The sequence below is a fragment of the Nitrospira sp. genome (assembly GCA_037045225.1).
Classification (GTDB): domain Bacteria; phylum Nitrospirota; class Nitrospiria; order Nitrospirales; family Nitrospiraceae; genus Nitrospira_A.
The window spans coordinates 79,159-94,924 of sequence record JBAOHZ010000009.1 but is presented as its reverse complement, the minus strand read 5'-3'; the positions used below and the strand labels follow the sequence as shown (position 1 = coordinate 94,924).

Below are 15,766 nucleotides of genomic sequence, written 5' to 3'. Positions count from 1 at the left end.
ATCGGAATGAGCGCCGTCGCGATGACAAATTGCATGGCAAACATGGCGGAGGCACCGACATGTCAGCGGCGCTTCTGCGTGAGGCGCAAATGCATCATCAGGCTGGGCGGCTGGATGAAGCCGAACGGGGCTACCGGTCCCTGCTCGAGCGGACACCAGCACAGCCGGATGCCCTCCATGGTCTGGGGCTCCTCACCTATCGACGCGGCAATCTAAAAGAGGCCATCACCTGGCTTGCCCAGGCCTGCGCCGCTGCTCCGCGCAATCCGGTCTATTGGTTCAACCGCGGCGTGGTGCTTCAACGTGCAGGGTTCACCACAGAGGCAGTCGATGCCTATGGCCAGGCTATTCAATGGAATCCCCGCTATATCGAAGCCCGTACGAATCTCGGGAATGCCTATAAGGAACTGGGCCGTCTCACCGATGCGCAGGCTGCCTATGCGCAGGTGCTGGTTCTCAACCCCGAGCATTCTGAAGCGCACAACAACCTCGGCGTGGTGCTGAAGGCGCAGGGGCGATTGGATGAGGCCGCGGAGTCGTATCGGCGGGCGATTGCCTTGAAGCCGACGCACGCGGAGGCCCAGAACAATCTTGGGTTGGTCCTGCTTGAACAGGGTCGATCGGATGAGGCCATCCGCTGTTTCGAACGCGCGCTTCAGATCTTCCCTGGGTATGGCACCGCGCTCTATAACCTGGGTATCGCCTGGATTTGGCGAGAGGATATGCCGCGGGCTCTGCGTTGCTTCGCTGAAACGGCCCACGCCAAATATGCGCATGGCCGCCCTGTGAGCGAGACCACCGTCTTTCGTTCCCGCCTCAAACATGATGCGGAGCAACTACAGTATTTGGATGAGCAGGGTCTGGTGGGGGCCGAATGGCGTCCCTATCACGAGGCGCTGACACAGTTGCATGCGAAGTTGATTCCATCGGAGACCGTGGGGGCGGCTGCTCCCAATCGTGTGCCCTTGTCCCCTGCTGAGATGCAACCCATTGCGCCGTCGTTCAATCGATTGATCTATGTCGCCCCTTGCGAGGCGATCGATGGCGGGGCATTGGCGCCTGATTTGGACAGCGCAGCCATCGAGGCCCGGTATCTGGCGACGCAGCCGGAGGCGACGTACATCGACGGGCTGTTGACGGATGAGGCCTTGCGCCGGTTGAGGCAGTTCTGCTGGACCTCGACGATCTGGAAGAAAGACTACGAGAACGGCTATATCGGGGCTTTTCTGGGCGACGGCTTCGCCTCTCCCCTGCTGCTGCAAATTGCCGAGGAGTTACGGCGCCGGTTACCGCGTATCTTCGGCGCGCACCGTCTGACTCAGGCCTGGGCGTTTAAACATGATAGCGCCAGGCGTGGACTGAACATTCATGCCGATGCCGCGGCGGTCAACGTCAATTTCTGGATTACACCCGATGAAGCGAATCTGAATCCGGAGAGCGGCGGATTGGTGGTGTGGGATAAAGAAGCCCCGGGGGACTGGGATTTCAAGACGTATAACAGCGACAAGGCCCGAGGCAGAATCTATGAGTGGCTGAAGTCCCAGGGGGCTCAGGAAATCAAGATTCCCTATCGCGCGAACCGAGCGGTGGTCTTCAATTCAGATCTGTTCCACGAAACCGATGACATCGCGTTTAAGGAGGGACTGATCAACCGGCGGATCAACATTACGCTGCTGTACGGACATCGGCATCGCCCTTGAGTAACCGTTCAAAATCCTCGGCACAGACCGGTCGGCTGAACAGATAGCCCTGAACCTCATCGCAGCCTTCCTCTCGCAACTTTTCCAGCTGTCCTTCTGTTTCGACCCCTTCCGCCAAGACCGAGAGATTCAGGCTGTGCGCCATCGCGATGATGGCCCGGGTGATCTTGACGTTGTTCTCATTCGTGAGCAAATCGCGGACAAACGACTGATCGATTTTCAGCCGGCTCAGGGGAAATCGCTGGAGATAACTGAGCGAGGAATAGCCGGTTCCGAAGTCGTCGATCGAGAGGCGGACTCCCATCGTACGGAGACCTTCCAACATGGTGACCGACGCCTCGACGTCCCGCATGGCGATGGACTCGGTCAGTTCCAATTCCAGTTGCGAGGCGTTCAGGCCGGAGTCGCGAAGTGCATCGGCGACCGTGGTCGGCAGCGTTCGTCCGTGAAACAGGGAATTGGATACGTTGGCTGAGACGGTGATGGGCGGCAGTCCGGCCACTTCCCACGCCTTGACCTGACGGCAGGCCTCACGAAGCACCCATTCGTCCATCGGTCGGATGAGGCCTGTGTCGATGGCCGCGTTCAAAAAGACGCCCGGCGGCACCACGCCGCGTTTGGGGTGCTTCCAACGAACGAGCGCTTCCGCGCCCAGAATCTTGCGGGAGTGAATATTCAGTTTCGGCTGATAGTAGACGAGGAACTCTTCCCGTTCCAATGCGCGGCGGAGTTCGTTCTCCAGATCGAGGCGCTCGGCGGCGGCGGCATTGAGGCCGGACGAATAGAATTGGCAGTTGTTCCGCCCCTGCTCTTTGGCGTGGTACATCGCGGTGTCGGCGTTCTTGAGCAACGCCTCCACGGTGGAACCGTCAGTGGGAAAGATCGAAATGCCGATACTGGCTGAGATGAAGATTTCGTGCCCGTCGATGCTGAAGGGGTGTGCCAGCGACTCTAAAATTCGCCGGGCCACTCTGCCGGCATCTTCCGGCGCCGGCAAGGCGGTGAGCAGAATCGTAAATTCATCCCCGCCGAGCCGCGCCAGAGCATGGGGCGGTTCGTGGTCGGCATGTCGGCCGACCGAATCGCTCAGGCGAACCGACTCACTCAACCGTTCCGCCACATGTGTGAGCAGACGGTCTCCCACCGTGTGTCCCAGTGTATCGTTAATCACCTTAAAACGATCCAAGTCGATGAAGAGGGTCGCCAGATGCTGATGGTGACGCTCAGCATAGGAGAGTGCATTGGAGAGGCGATCTTTAAATAAGACGCGATTGGCCAGGCCTGTGAGACTGTCGTAATACGCCAATCGATGGATGGCCCGTTCGGCCTGTTTCCGTTCGGTGATGTCCTGAGCGGTTCCGATGACCGTCAGCTCACCCGTTTCCTCTTCGCGCACGCCTTCCGCCTGAAGATGAATGATGAAGTCGGTGCCGTTCGGCAACATTACCCGGTGGTCGATGTCGCAAGGGGTATGTTGGGCGATCAATTTTTCGAGCGCGCCGTTCACCACCGGGCGGTCGTCCGGGTGAACGAAATTGAGGAAGGCCTCAAAGGTTCCGGAAAAATCATGCGGACGTATGCCGACCAGACGGCACAATTCATTCGACATGGTGAAGCGATTGGTTCCGGGATTCCAGTCCCAGTTGCCGATGCGGGCGATACGCTGGGCCAATTCAAGGCGAGATTCACTGCGGATGAGCGCATGGAGCACATTGTTGGTTCGGAGCATGTATCGGACATGATGACAGAGAATCGTCGCGTTGACCGGTTTGGTGATGAAGTCCGTCGCGCCGTGTTCATAGGCCTGGGCGATGGAATTGGCGTCATCCAATCCCGTAAGGATCAAGATCGGGACACGTTTCCCACGGGGGAGCGTGCGAAGCCGGGAGCAGGTCAGATACCCATCGATGTCCGGCATCATGATGTCCAGCACGACAAGGTCCGGTGCCAGGGTCTCGAACTTCGTTAACGCATCCTTGCCTCCCATGGCTTCGATCACGGTCATGCCGGCCGGTTCCAATGCGTTCCGGACAAAGAGTCGTGACAGCGGATCGTCGTCGGCAACAAGGATGGTGGGATGAGTTAGCGTCATGGTGTCGGCTTCAGGATTACAATGAGGTGCACCGCACGTCTACAGAAACCTACGCCGTTCTGCTACCAGGGCGCCTCGGATCATTCTGACAGTTCGGTGTATGGCGTTCCTGTCTGAGCGTAGCAAAATTTCCAAGAAGCGCTAGAAAATTAACAGTTTCTGTGGCGTAGACATGTAGGAATACTTCTTAAGTGAAACACATGATTTCAGGGGCCTGTATTACGGCTAGGCGCCGCCGGGCATTATCCCCGCTCAGAGGGTTCGGCCCTGTTTTCGATCGGAGCCAGGGTTTGACTCTTGGCGTCCATCAAGAGATCGAGCAGGAGCACTCGGACGCGGTGCATCAGACCGCGCATGGTCAGACTCAAGAGGAGGATCATTATGAGGAGCAACGGTCCGATCACCAGCGCCACGTCCCGTCCCAAATCATCCTCGGAGCGCAGGGCGGCGGAGTCTGGAGGGAGTGCAATGACCAGTCTGATCCATCCCGCGATGCGATTCTGCTGACGGAATGGCTCAATCACCATTATGACCGGTCTCCCTTTATCCATCCCGGCGGTAAGGGAGCCGCTCTGGGTTTTTCGCGCAGCCAGCCAGGCTGGATCGTAGAGCTGAGTTCCAAGGGTGGCAAGGTTGCTGGTCGCCACGACGGTGTTGTCTTCTGTGATGACTGCGGCATCGAGCCAATTCGCCTGGTTCGCATGTTGCTCGAGCGTCCGCTGCATGGTGGCGAAATTGTCGTCGACCAGCGACTCACCGAACCAGGCCACCGTGCGTGCCATGGCCCGTGCGCTCTGCTCGGTTGCCATGACCATCGCCGCATTGCGTTGGGTGACGAGCGAGCGATCCTGCTGTGCGAGCAGCACATAGAGTCCCGCTGCGCAGCAGGCGGAAATAATGACGCTGATGAGGATTGCCGGCAACCAAGTACGAGGTAATCGAGACGTGCGAAGCGGCGCGTGGGCCATGATGAATCCTCCTTAGCGGGACGGGCACGTCAGGTATTGAGGCGGTCTTGTGAGGAGTGAGTTTGTTCGTAGGGTTGACGAGTCAGTTCTTTCACAATGCTTTGGAGTCGCGCCCATTCCTCCGGTTGCAGCGAGATGAACTCGAGCCCGATGCGGCCGTCGCGGCACCACCGTACGACGCCTTGCTGAATGACCAGCGGCGGGTCAGTTGCCGAGGTGTGGATATGGAGTTCCATTGTGGTGCCGGGATGCACGACCGTCGAACCGACGATGCCACACCCGCGCATCGACAGGTCGATGACGGTTCCGTCACCTCCCACGCGGTTGACTGAACTGAAGGAACTCCGAAAGTGGACGGGAAAACGTGGATGGTGGCGTTGATCCATGATCGGTTTGGGCTCGTGTAGGGCTAGCCCTTTATATTGCCGATTGGTTTCAGTTCCGCCACCTTTTTTGTAATTCCCGCGTGCTCTACGGTGTCGACGATATCGGAGATGTTTTTATACGCGAACCCGGCTTCTTCAGCCAGTCCCGACATGGACACGGCTTTGACCAGAATCCCGTGCTGTTTCATGTCGCGCATGAGCTGCTCGCCGCGCACGGTGCGTTTGGCCTGCGCACGCGACATGGTTCGGCCGGAACCGTGCATGGTCGACCCGAAGGTCTCCTGCATGGCTTGATCGGTGCCGACCAACAGATAAGACCCGGTCTCCATCGACCCGCCGCAGATCACCGGCTGGCCCATCCCTCGATAACAGGCCGGAAGTTCCGGACTCCCTGGCCCGAACGCACGAGTGGCTCCCTTGCGGTGCACGAGCCACTCCCCGTCCTGGTAGCGTTCCACCTTGGCGATGTTATGCGCCACATCGTAGATCAACTGCAGCCCCAGGCGGCGGGCGCTTTCGCCGAACACCGCCTCAAAGGCCAGCCGGATCTGATGGGTGATCACCTGCCGATTGGCGAATGCGGTGTTGGCGGCGCAGTTCATCGCGCCAAAATAGTCCTGCCCTTCCGGAGAGCGAAACGGCGCACAGGCGAGCTGCTGATCGTTGACGAAGATGCCGTATCGACGCATGGCTTTTTCAAATATTTTGAGATAGTCGCTCGCCACTTGATGGCCGAATCCTCGGGACCCGCAATGGACCATCACCACAACCTGGTCGCGACCGGTCAATCCCATGGCTGCGGCGGTCGCACGGTCGTAGATGCCCTTGTCGGAGAGCACTTGTATTTCCAGGTAGTGGTTGCCGGATCCCAGGGTGCCGAGTTGGTTGATGCCGCGCTCGATGGCGTAGTCCGTCACATGGGTAGGATCTGCGCCCTCCAGGCACCCGCGCTCCTCGATCCGTTCGAGATCCTCTTCCCAGCCATATCCCTGCGCGATACACCAGCCTGCTCCTTGCCGCATGACATCGCGAAAATCACGCCGGGACAGATTCACGAAGCCCCGTGATCCGACACCAGCCGGCACACGACGGAACAGCTCGGTCATGAGCAGTTCCAGTTTCGGTTGCACCTCGGCAAGTGACAAGTCAGTGCGGATCAGCCGCATCCCGCAGTTGATATCGTAGCCCACGCCGCCGGGAGAGATGACTCCGTCCTCGGGGTTGAATGCCGCCACACCGCCGATGGGAAACCCGTATCCCCAATGTCCGTCAGGCATGCAGAGCGCATAACGATGGATCCCTGGCAGGCAGGCCACGTTGGTCACTTGATCGAAGACACCCCGGTCCATCGCGCCCAGAATGGCAGCGCTGGCGTAGATGCGGGCCGGCACCAGCATGCCCGGCTTTTCTGAAGGCGGAATTTCCCAGAGGTAGTCCGTGATCTTGACGACCTGCATGTCGGTGTTCAGTTTCATAGGTTCAGCCGGGTGTTGAAGAAGGTCTCCAACGTCGTTCCCGGGCACTCAATCCTCACCACGCAGGGTGAGATTCCTCGAGGCATTCGCGTCCCGTGGCCTAATTGGCGATCTGTTGTGAGCATGCGTGTAGTGATTCTGCGGAAAGGGAGGTCTCACACGTCCAAGACCACCCTGGCCTTCCAGTGCTTTCCCTCTTGTGTGACCGCGTACAGATGTTTGGTGACACCTTTGACGTCGGAGCGCAGGTCTTGTGTCGCGGGATTAACCGGTGCACCGGTCAGTTCCGCATGGAGGCACCAGGCTGCAGGGGCAGCCTTCTGATGCAGCGAGAGTCTCGCCTGATGGAAGACCACGCTGTGGGCATCCTTCAGATAGACGAGACAGCCCAGCCATTCGAAGAGGAGCGTTTCGATGTCCGGTTCTTCCATGTCTACGCTGTGGTGCCACGTGTCGGCGATGGTCGACGGATCCGCCAGGCTTTCGACGAGGGCCTGTGTGGCGGCGTCGAATAGGGACGGGAGGGACTCCCCTTCTGCGTCGAAGGCCATATCAGCGAGCGCGATGTCGTCGAGGAATCGGAAGGAGCCCGGCATGGGCGTCAGCTGCGCGGAGCCCGACGGCCTGCGGCGGCAAAGATGGCCCGGACCTGTTTGATGCCTGGAATAGTGTGGCCGAACGGCAACGGCACCTTGCCCTTGAGCCACATCCGTATTCCCAGCGGCATGACATCGAGTACTCGTCGGAGATTGAAGCCAAGGACTTTCAACGGCATCACTGCTTCATTCAACCGTCCATCATGACGGACGAGTTCGACGAAGCTGGTGATGTGCCGAGCGCCTTCTGCGGAGGTTAATTCATGCCGGAGGGAGGATCGGCGCAGTCGAATGATGGCCTCCATTGGCTGGACATCCTTCGGACAGACTTGCACGCACATGTTGCAGCGGGTGCAATCCCAGATCCCGTCGGCCTCCTGGAGCGCAGCCAGTCTGGCTTGTTTGGCCCCCGCCGGTTCACGAGGGTCTGCGACAAAACGCGCGGCCTTTGCGAGTGCCGCCGGACCGAGAAAGCCCCGTGAGACTTCATGCGAGGTGCAGGCGGCCACACAGGCCCCGCACATGATGCAGGCATCCACGTTGTGAAACTGGTACGTCTCGGGTGGCAGCCGCAGTTGCCCGGATGACCCGTATCGTTTCGTCGGATGTGTGACGGGGGTCAGCCAGGGCGTGACGGCCCGGATCTTATCCCAGAACGGCGACATATCGACCACGAGGTCCTTGATCACCGGAAGGTTGGGTAAGGGCTCGATGGAGATGCGCCCGTGGCGTTCGAGTTCTTTCCGAATGGAGGTGCGGCAGGCCAATTTCTCCGTGCCGTTGATATGCATGGCGCAGGAGCCGCAAATGGCGGAGCGGCAGGAATAACGCAGTGCCAACCGGCCGTCGAGTTCGTTCTTGATTCGGATCAGGGCTTCGAGCACCGTCATGCCTCGTCCGATGTCGAGACGATACTCTTCCTGGTGAGGCCGTTGATCGGTTTCGGGATTAAAACGCTGGATGGTGAAGGTCAGGCGCATAACATCGTGACACGTGACGCATCGGGCGTGAAGCGTGAAAACGGGGGACGTGTGTCTTCGTCGGACCGACTAGCCGAGTTCAAATATTTTCGGATAGTTCGTCAAATTCCGGCAACCGTCTTTTGTCACAAGGACCATGTCTTCGATACGCACCGCCCCGAGGCCCGGGTAATAGAGGCCGGGCTCGACCGTCACGACATGTCCTTCCTGCAGCAGCGAACCGGTTCGGCTGATACGAGGCGCCTCGTGAATATCCAATCCGACGCCATGGCCGGTGCCGTGAAAATAGCCTTGCATGCGGCCGTTGACCAGGCCCGTCTTGTACCCCGCCTTCTCGAAACGATCGCAGATGCCCTGGTGGATGGCGGCCCCGTCGGCCCCGTCGCGAATTTTGGTGATCGCTTCTTCCTGCGCATCTTTCACCGCGTGATACAGGCGCGTTAATTCCGGCGAGGGTGTTCCGCGGACGACGGTGCGGGACATGTCGGCGAAGTAACGAGAGTCGGCTGATCGGGGGAAGACGTCGAAAATAATGCTGCGATGAGCCGGCAGCGGCCCGCTGCCTTCATCATGGGGATCGCAGGCCTGCTCCCCCCCCGCCACGATGGTATGTTGTGCGATGCACCCACATTCCATCAGGGCCACGTTGATCAATTTCTTGACCCGTTCAGAGGTGAGGACTTCCCCATCCAGCCAGAGCACGTGGTCGCGAATCTCGGCGCGGCGGAGGCTCTGATGCGCAGCGGCCACGGCCGTTTCCGTCGCGCGTTGAGCAGCTTCGATGTGCCGAACCTCTTCGGCCGATTTCGTGACCCGCTGTTCGTAGAACGGTTCACGCTTGGTCCGCAGCCGATAGCCCAGTTCCTGCAGTCGGGCGGCATGGAGAAAGGGAAAGGTCGGAGGGACCAGAATTTCTTTCAGACCGGCATCCTGCAAGACCAGATGGACGACATCGATCGTACCCGGGTCTTTTGCACCCATCGATTTGGCGCGCCGTTCCAGCTCGGAATACGACAACACACGATCGACTGTCGCCTGATGACGCGCCCGGTCCACTTCCAGGTCGCTCATGACCATGAGGCGTTCGCCCTTCACTTCGAGATAGATGAACGGATCGGGCGCGATGAAACGGGTGGCGTAATACAGATTGGACTCTGTTTCGCTGGCGGCGATAAAGAGTACGGCGCTCTGCTCGGGATGGGGGCTCTGTTCGGTCGAATGGCTCATGAGATGGAGGCGTTCACGTGAGGTGGATGCTATCACGCGGTCCGGAGGTGGTCAAGGCGCGGCCGGTGCCGGTGCCGTAGGTGCGGGCTCACTCGGCGGCGCGGCGGCCGAGGGCGTTTGGATCTCCAGCGCCGGATCGAATACCGGATCCTTTTCTTCCTGTGGCGATAAAATGTCGATCGGGAGCATGACCGTATTCTTCAACAGATCGAACGCAAGCTGCGCGACACCGGTTAATCCCGTGGTGAAGGACTTCATCGGCATGTAGGTGACGTCCGGATCGTCGATGGAGCCCTTGACCTGGAACAGGGCCGTCGCCAAGCCCTTGCGGTCCCCGGCCATCAACCGTCCGAAGAGCGGAATCGATTTGAGGAATTGCGAATAGGACCCGAAGGGACTTACCGCCCAAATCATGTCCAGTTGATCGGTGGGCATGTCGTAACTGCCGACGGCAGAAATCTTCAGCACCGGGCTGTCCAAGACAATATTTTGCGTTTTCACCGATCCGTTTTGGATCGTGATGGTGGCGCTGGCGCGGTTGTACTGCAACCCCTCTTTCTCCAGATCCACTTTGCCTTGCAACACCGCCGGCAGATTCAGAATGGAGAGAATTTTCCAGATGGCGCGTTTCTCCGTCTTGAGGATGCGTCCGTCCTGCATCACCAGTTCGACTTTGCCGTTGAGGGTCGGCAGGATGCCGTGGGGGTTCCGTCCATGCCCGCGGATCACTCCGGTCAGCTTCATGTCTCCGGTCACCGGATGATCCTGCGCCCCGAGCAGCGGCAACAGGGCTTCGGCCGGGATGCCGGTCATCCTGATCGAGGTTTCGGTTTCAGCCGGCTGTTCCTTGGGCAGACGGACGACCATTCGTCCTGCCGCATGGCCGGTTCCGGACTGGGCCACGACCCGGTCAAGATCGAGCATGCCGTCTTGAATGGTCAGTCGCCCGGACAACCCACCGAACCGCAGATGTTTGTACAGGCCCTTTTCGATCGTGGCGGTCGCACTGACCTGACTCGTCGAGGCCAGGGTCTCAAGAAATTCACGGATCGGCGACCGGTGTCCTTTGGGAATCAGCAGGTCGAGATCCATTTGCGACGATTCGATCTTGACCGCGATGACCGGCTTGGTCGTCCAGTTCTTCAGCACCCCCGACAGACTGACGTCGCTGTCCTTGATGCGGAACGAGAGTTGTTTGATGTCGGCGATGTTTTTGGAAAACTTCAGGCGCAGATAGATGTCCTCGACCGGGCCCTCGACGCCCTTCACTGTCATCAGTCCGTTGGTGAGCGCCAGCCACCCGCCCGTGCGCCAGTTTCTCCACTCGGCGTCCGTGCCCTTCACATCCATCGATACTTCGAGATTGCCCGCTTCAAGTCCACTGCGGTAAATCCACTCGGGCAGGCTCGACAACGAGACCGTACCGGATGCCAGTGATGCGTCGATCGAAAACTGATCGCCGAGGGTGACACGCCCCTTTAACGGGAGACGTAATGGCGGGACGACGATTTCCAGGCGTGAGATAACCAGGCCGACTCCCCGCGTGACATCGGCGTCGAGTTCCAAGGAGGCCGGGGAACCCAGCGGTTTTTCTCCGACCATCGGCAACACGAGCTTGGCTTCGTTCAGCCCGATTTCTCCACGCAAATGGGGCGTGCCGGACGGACCGGATAACTGCACCTTCGCGTTCACCATTCCATAGAGCAAATCATCCGGAAAGGTTCCGGCGGAGACCATCTGGCGAAGCTGGGAGGCGCTGCCCTTCGCTCGGATGACAAAATCCTGAAAGACGCTCGGCGTGCCGCCGCTGATCATGCCGTTGAATTGCAACTGCGTCTCGCCGACGTTGGCGGTGACCTGATCGAATTGTGCGCCGCCTGTTTGAGAGAAGACGATGCGACCCTGCATGGCCGTGAGCCGTTGCGGCAAAGAAGGATTCATGAGGCTGACCTGCTCGGCCAGCACTTCCCCACCGGCAAAGGTGATGCCTTCTGGTTTGTCCAGCGGTCCGACGAGGCGAAAGGTCGGATGTGTCTGCCCTTCAATTTCACGCGATTGCGCGAGCAGTGAGGTGAGCCGGTCCGCGTGGATCGTTTTGGTTAGGAATTTGACCAAATCCGACGCCGTCATATCGCCGCTGATGTCCAATTCCATCCAGGGCCCTTCATCCAGGAACGACACCACGGCTTTGCCGTCGGTCATTTGGAGGGTGCCGTAGGTACCTGTGATTTTACCGACCCGGATACGTCCCGGCTCGACTGAAATGCTGGCGGCCAGATTCTGCGTCGACACCCGGTCGCTCCCGATCAGCGCCGTGCCCTTCTCAATTCGGAAGTCACCTGTGAGCGACAATTGCGGGCTGGGCGCCGTGGCGCCCGTCAAGGTGGCCGAGAGAATTTCTACCGTTCCGCCCAACTGGCGCTGTTCGACGATGCCCGGCAATTGGGGGTGAATCCATTGTGCCGGCATGCGGGCGAAGAGTTGCTTGAGATCGATTGTGGGTGCGGCGAACGTGATGGAGAAGGTGGGTTGCGAGGTCAAGAGTCCCGCCAGGTTGGCCTTGCCGCTGACCGTCAGCTCATCGACATTCGCGGCGATCTCCGTGAGCACCACATCATACCCCGCCACGCCGGGCGCCACGCGGATACGGCTGTGCAGATTGGCGCCGCCTTGCAGTTGAATCGGCACGGGGCGCGGCCCGAAGAAATCGGCAGCTTCACGCAGGCGCAGGTTGCTGGTTTCGATCTCACCGTCGAATTGAAACACCGGATGGACGGAATAGGGCGCTTCGGCCGACAGCGATGAAGAGGACTCGCTCAAGCTGATGGTGCCGGTTAGGGAAAACGACGAAGGGACCGCTTCTGCCGGCAACGACGCCGAGATGTGGAGGTCGCCCTGGGCCTTGCTCGGATAGACCTTCAGGGCCATCTCGACCGATTCGAGCTGGGTGGAGCGGACGCCGTCCGGACGGGCTTCGTCCGTGATCGTAATGTGCCCGTGCTGAATCGTGGCTTCGCGAACTTGCAGGAGACGGCTGAACATCTGATAGGCCGACTCGTCTTTCGCCGCGGACGGGAGCCCAGCGAGCACATTCCAATGCCCCGACCGATTGCGGACCAGTGTCACGGTTGGTTCGTTGAGAAAGATCCGCTTGGCCACAACCTGTTTTTTCAGTAGCGGCAGGAGGCGCAGGACAATATCGATTTCTTTGGCCTGGAAGACGATGTGTGTCGGGTCGTCGTGACCATAAACAGCGACGTCGGAGAGCTCGAGCCGGAGGCTGGGCAGCACGACCAGCTTAATCCGATCCACCTCGATCTTGCGCCGCAGACTGGTTTCGAGTTGCTGAAGGAAGAAATTCTTGATGACGTCGACGCCGAACAGCTCGCGTGAATAGAGGAGAAGGAGCGCACCCACGACCACGAGGCCGAGCAGCGATAGCACCACAACGCGCGGACGAACCCTCACTCCACCTCCATTGGCAGGTCAAAAGTGCAGTGTACTGGATGCGCAAGAGGGAAATCCATACGAGGCGTGGCCGCGCAGGCACGTATCTTGTGAAGGGGATCCGTAGACGACCGTATCTCGTCTCTCGTGAAGCGTATTTCGTTTAGGATCGAAACTGACGGCTGATGGCCTCTGAACGAGTGACGCTTCACGAGAGACGAATGACGGTTTTGGGGCAGGCCTCGCAAATAACTTTCTTCGGTTGGTGCGAGCCGGTCTATAATGCCCCGCGCTCGCGCATGGCGCTGAGAACCGGAGGACTGAGTGGCAGTCGGCAAGTCGGCAACCGAACCGCGATGGGGCATCCTCGGCCTCCTGTTTGCCATCAGCGCCGTGACCTACATGGATCGGGTCAACATCTCCGTGACGGCGCGACAAATGATGCCGGCCTATGGCCTGACGGATCAGGACATGGGCTATATCTTTTCCGCCTTCGTGTTCGGCTACGCACTTTGTCAGATTCCCGGCGGATGGCTGGGCGATCGTTGGGGTGCCAGGGTGGTGTTGGCCGGTGCGTTGCTCTGGTGGTCGTTGTTTACGGCCTTGACGGCGGTCGCTGCGACCCTTCCATTGGCTGCCATGGTCGGGACGGTCGGCGCCTTGATCGTCGTGCGGTTTCTCCTCGGCGTGGGTGAAGCCGTAGCCCTGCCGAACTTCAATCGCGCCGTGGCCGATTGGATTCCCCCGGCGCAACGTGGGCTCGGCATCGGCATTGCCATCGGCGGCATCGGTATCGGCGCCGCAATCACCCCTCCCCTCGCCTCCTGGGTCATGGTGAACTATCACTGGCAGACGGTCTTCTACCTGTCCGCCCTGATCGGTCTGGTGGTGGCCCTGTTGTGGGTGCTCTGCTCCCGGGAGCAGAAGGCGGCAGACGGCGCGGCTTCGTTACACCCGCGCGTGGTTGTTCCCTGGCGGCAATTTGCGGCTTCGTCATCCCTGCGCTGGCTGGTGCTGAGTTATGCCTGCCTCGGCTACGTGGCCTACATCTACATGTCCTGGTTTTATCTGTACCTCGTGAACGTGCGCGGCATCGATCTGTTGCGCGGCGGTTGGCTCGCGGCTGCACCCTTTGTCGCGATCCTCGTCTTCTGTCCGCTTGGTGGTTGGACCACCGACCGCCTGGTCTCGACCCTCGGTTTGACGAAGGCCCGTATGATCGTCGGCATGATCGGCATGGGGCTGGCCGGTGGACTCATCGCCGTCGGCGCCTGGGCTGACTCACAAGCCGTCGCCATCGCCTCCCTCTCGCTGGGGGCCGGCTGGCTGTATTTTACGGTGGGGGCTTACTGGAGTGTGACGACCGATCTCTCCAAGGCCCACGCGGGTACCCTGTCGGGCGTGATGAACATGGGCGCGAATGTGGGCGGGGTGATTTCCCCCAGCCTCACCCCCTGGCTCGCCGATCAGTGGGGTTGGACGGCCTCGTTACTTGTCGCGGCGTTCATCGCCCTCTGCGGCGGCGTGATGTGGATGAAGATCGATGCGAGCGAGAGATTACGTGAGTGACGCGGTGGAACGGTGTCATCTGCACGGGGACGTCGATCTGAACATACAGCACGGGCCATTCGTCATCTACCTAGTTTGCCACGCCGATCTTCCTCTGGTATAGTACAATTCGATATCATGAGTTGATGGTAAGTGGAGGTATCGATGAGTACCATTACAGTGACATTGCCGGACGAATTGCTCAAGCGCTGCACCCGCTATGCCGAATCACTCCACGTATCGAGGGCGGCGTACATCCGACGATCCTTGGAACGCATGAACCGCGAAACCGAGCGACAGCTTCGTGCCGATCGACTCACTCAAGCCTCGCACAAAGTGCGCGGCGAAAGTATGCGCATCAACGCGGAGTTTGATGCGATTGAGACAGACCTGGATGCGTAAGCGCGGCGAGATTTGGCTGGCCGACTTGAGCCCTCGGCGTGGGACGGAACCGGGAAAGACCAGACCTGTGCTTATCGTCCAAGCCCAAGCGTTGCTCGATGCTGGACATCCCTCCACCCTGATCATTCCCCTCACCACCCAGCTCATCGACGACGCGGAACCGCTCCGGCTCAGAATTACGGCCCAGGGCAAACTTCGGAAAGACTCCGATCTGCTGTTGGATCAACTCCGCGCGATCGATAACCAACGATTGATCGAAGGCCCGTTGATTCGCCTCAGCGCGATCCAACTTAGGGCCATAACTCATGCCGTCAAAGAAGTGATGGATCTCGGCTAGTTCTAGAAAAGACTCCAAGCACTGTCGCTATTGCCACCTATACACAAGCGTTCGGTGGGGTCATTGAACGTCCTCACGGACCCTCGCAGCCATCGACGCGACGCGTGCAACGTCAAGACTCATGACGATGTCGACTGAGTCCAACGTCTCGACCGGGAACCACTCTGCCTCCAACGCATCACCAGAAGCCTGCGGGACGCCCGAAATCCACTCGCATAACACGGCAATCAACACATAATGAGTCACCAACTGTCCACTTGCGTTTCGATGGAAGGCGTCGACCGCCGTGAACACGTGCAGCGGGCGCACGACGAGGCCAGTTTCTTCCGCCACCTCCCGTGCCGCGGCAGCCTGGACCGGTTCACCCGGATGGATCTTGCCACCGGGAAAGCCCCACTTCCCCGCGTCCGGCTGATTCGCGCGGCGGACGAGTAGAACCTGGCCGCCTCGCAGCACCACACCGATCGCCGCCGCAACCGGCGTGACGGTCGTGGCCGGCAGCGAGCTTTTTTGCGCTTTCGTCTTGTCATGGTGACTCATGTGAGGATTCCTCCTATCCGATGTGTATGAGGCCGCGGAGGCTGGATGCCGTACCGGGTCGCGTCTAC

General features: G+C 59.7%; 13 protein-coding genes. 4 read left to right on the top strand and 9 right to left on the bottom strand.

Translation table 11 applies throughout. The annotated features are described in order from the left end of the window. The first annotated feature begins 59 nt into the window (after positions 1–59). Positions 60–1,700 (top strand): tetratricopeptide repeat protein, encoded by a 1,641-nt coding sequence (locus V9G17_01575; protein ID MEI2751264.1) that lies wholly within the window; start codon positions 60–62, stop codon positions 1,698–1,700. On the opposite strand, the gene V9G17_01570 is transcribed toward V9G17_01575, so the two are convergent. The 8 genes from V9G17_01570 to V9G17_01535 all read right to left on the bottom strand — a co-directional run bounded on the left by V9G17_01570 (position 1,666) and on the right by V9G17_01535 (position 12,892). After that, positions 1,666–3,792, bottom strand: a complete 2,127-nt coding sequence (locus V9G17_01570; GenBank protein ID MEI2751263.1) for an EAL domain-containing protein — start codon at positions 3,790–3,792, stop codon at positions 1,666–1,668. The two genes, V9G17_01575 and V9G17_01570, sit on opposite strands and share 35 nt — an antisense overlap. A 242-nt stretch (positions 3,793–4,034) precedes the next feature. After that, entirely contained in the window at positions 4,035–4,760 is a 726-nt protein-coding gene (locus V9G17_01565) for a hypothetical protein (GenBank protein ID MEI2751262.1), read from the bottom strand. A 29-nt stretch (positions 4,761–4,789) separates the two neighbouring features. Next, a complete protein-coding gene (locus V9G17_01560; GenBank protein MEI2751261.1) occupies positions 4,790–5,146 on the bottom strand; it encodes a PilZ domain-containing protein in 357 nt (118 codons plus the stop codon). 23 nt (positions 5,147–5,169) lie between these two features. Further along, on the bottom strand, positions 5,170–6,621 hold the full coding sequence (locus V9G17_01555) for an RtcB family protein (GenBank protein MEI2751260.1): 1,452 nt from the start codon (positions 6,619–6,621) through the stop codon (positions 5,170–5,172). A gap of 155 nt (positions 6,622–6,776) precedes the next feature. Further along, positions 6,777–7,217 carry an archease gene (locus tag V9G17_01550; GenBank protein ID MEI2751259.1) on the bottom strand — a complete coding sequence of 147 codons (441 nt, stop codon included), beginning with the start codon at positions 7,215–7,217 and terminating at the stop codon, positions 6,777–6,779. A 5-nt stretch (positions 7,218–7,222) separates the two neighbouring features. Beyond that, complete coding sequence (sdhB, locus tag V9G17_01545) at positions 7,223–8,197, bottom strand: succinate dehydrogenase iron-sulfur subunit (protein ID MEI2751258.1); 975 nt, start codon at positions 8,195–8,197, stop codon at positions 7,223–7,225. A gap of 69 nt (positions 8,198–8,266) precedes the next feature. Continuing rightward, positions 8,267–9,424 carry a Xaa-Pro peptidase family protein gene (locus tag V9G17_01540; GenBank protein ID MEI2751257.1) on the bottom strand — a complete coding sequence of 386 codons (1,158 nt, stop codon included), beginning with the start codon at positions 9,422–9,424 and terminating at the stop codon, positions 8,267–8,269. 51 nt (positions 9,425–9,475) lie between these two features. Continuing rightward, entirely contained in the window at positions 9,476–12,892 is a 3,417-nt protein-coding gene (locus V9G17_01535) for an AsmA-like C-terminal domain-containing protein (protein MEI2751256.1), read from the bottom strand. 303 nt (positions 12,893–13,195) lie between these two features. Here V9G17_01535 and V9G17_01530 point away from each other — a divergent pair, with 303 nt between their 5' ends. The 3 genes from V9G17_01530 (at position 13,196) to V9G17_01520 (ending at position 15,158) form a co-directional block, all read left to right on the top strand. Then, positions 13,196–14,440 (top strand): MFS transporter, encoded by a 1,245-nt coding sequence (locus tag V9G17_01530; GenBank protein MEI2751255.1) that lies wholly within the window; start codon positions 13,196–13,198, stop codon positions 14,438–14,440. A 144-nt stretch (positions 14,441–14,584) separates the two neighbouring features. Continuing rightward, the gene (locus V9G17_01525) at positions 14,585–14,821 is read left to right on the top strand and encodes a hypothetical protein (GenBank protein ID MEI2751254.1); all 237 of its coding nucleotides are present in this window, start codon (positions 14,585–14,587) and stop codon (positions 14,819–14,821) included. Then, positions 14,814–15,158, top strand: coding sequence for a type II toxin-antitoxin system PemK/MazF family toxin (locus tag V9G17_01520; protein ID MEI2751253.1), 345 nt, complete (start codon positions 14,814–14,816; stop codon positions 15,156–15,158). The genes V9G17_01525 and V9G17_01520 overlap by 8 nt, the downstream gene beginning before the upstream one ends. A gap of 60 nt (positions 15,159–15,218) precedes the next feature. Here the strand turns inward: V9G17_01520 and V9G17_01515 are convergent, their stop codons facing one another. Continuing rightward, positions 15,219–15,698, bottom strand: a complete 480-nt coding sequence (locus V9G17_01515; protein ID MEI2751252.1) for an NUDIX hydrolase — start codon at positions 15,696–15,698, stop codon at positions 15,219–15,221. Between the last annotated feature and the right edge of the window lie 68 nt (positions 15,699–15,766).

What these genes read in the sequence shown, in the direction of transcription:
- V9G17_01540 (MEI2751257.1), bottom strand. Translation starts at nt 9,424, where the DNA reads ATGAGCCATTCGACCGAACAGAGCCCCCATCCCGAGCAGAGCGCCGTA.
- V9G17_01560 (MEI2751261.1), bottom strand. Translation starts at nt 5,146, where the DNA reads ATGGATCAACGCCACCATCCACGTTTTCCCGTCCACTTTCGGAGTTCC.
- V9G17_01515 (MEI2751252.1), bottom strand. Translation starts at nt 15,698, where the DNA reads ATGAGTCACCATGACAAGACGAAAGCGCAAAAAAGCTCGCTGCCGGCC.
- V9G17_01570 (MEI2751263.1), bottom strand. Translation starts at nt 3,792, where the DNA reads ATGACGCTAACTCATCCCACCATCCTTGTTGCCGACGACGATCCGCTG.
- V9G17_01575 (MEI2751264.1), top strand. Translation starts at nt 60, where the DNA reads ATGTCAGCGGCGCTTCTGCGTGAGGCGCAAATGCATCATCAGGCTGGG.
- V9G17_01555 (MEI2751260.1), bottom strand. Translation starts at nt 6,621, where the DNA reads ATGAAACTGAACACCGACATGCAGGTCGTCAAGATCACGGACTACCTC.
- V9G17_01520 (MEI2751253.1), top strand. Translation starts at nt 14,814, where the DNA reads ATGCGTAAGCGCGGCGAGATTTGGCTGGCCGACTTGAGCCCTCGGCGT.
- V9G17_01525 (MEI2751254.1), top strand. Translation starts at nt 14,585, where the DNA reads ATGAGTACCATTACAGTGACATTGCCGGACGAATTGCTCAAGCGCTGC.
- V9G17_01565 (MEI2751262.1), bottom strand. Translation starts at nt 4,760, where the DNA reads ATGGCCCACGCGCCGCTTCGCACGTCTCGATTACCTCGTACTTGGTTG.
- sdhB (MEI2751258.1), bottom strand. Translation starts at nt 8,197, where the DNA reads ATGCGCCTGACCTTCACCATCCAGCGTTTTAATCCCGAAACCGATCAA.
- V9G17_01550 (MEI2751259.1), bottom strand. Translation starts at nt 7,217, where the DNA reads ATGCCGGGCTCCTTCCGATTCCTCGACGACATCGCGCTCGCTGATATG.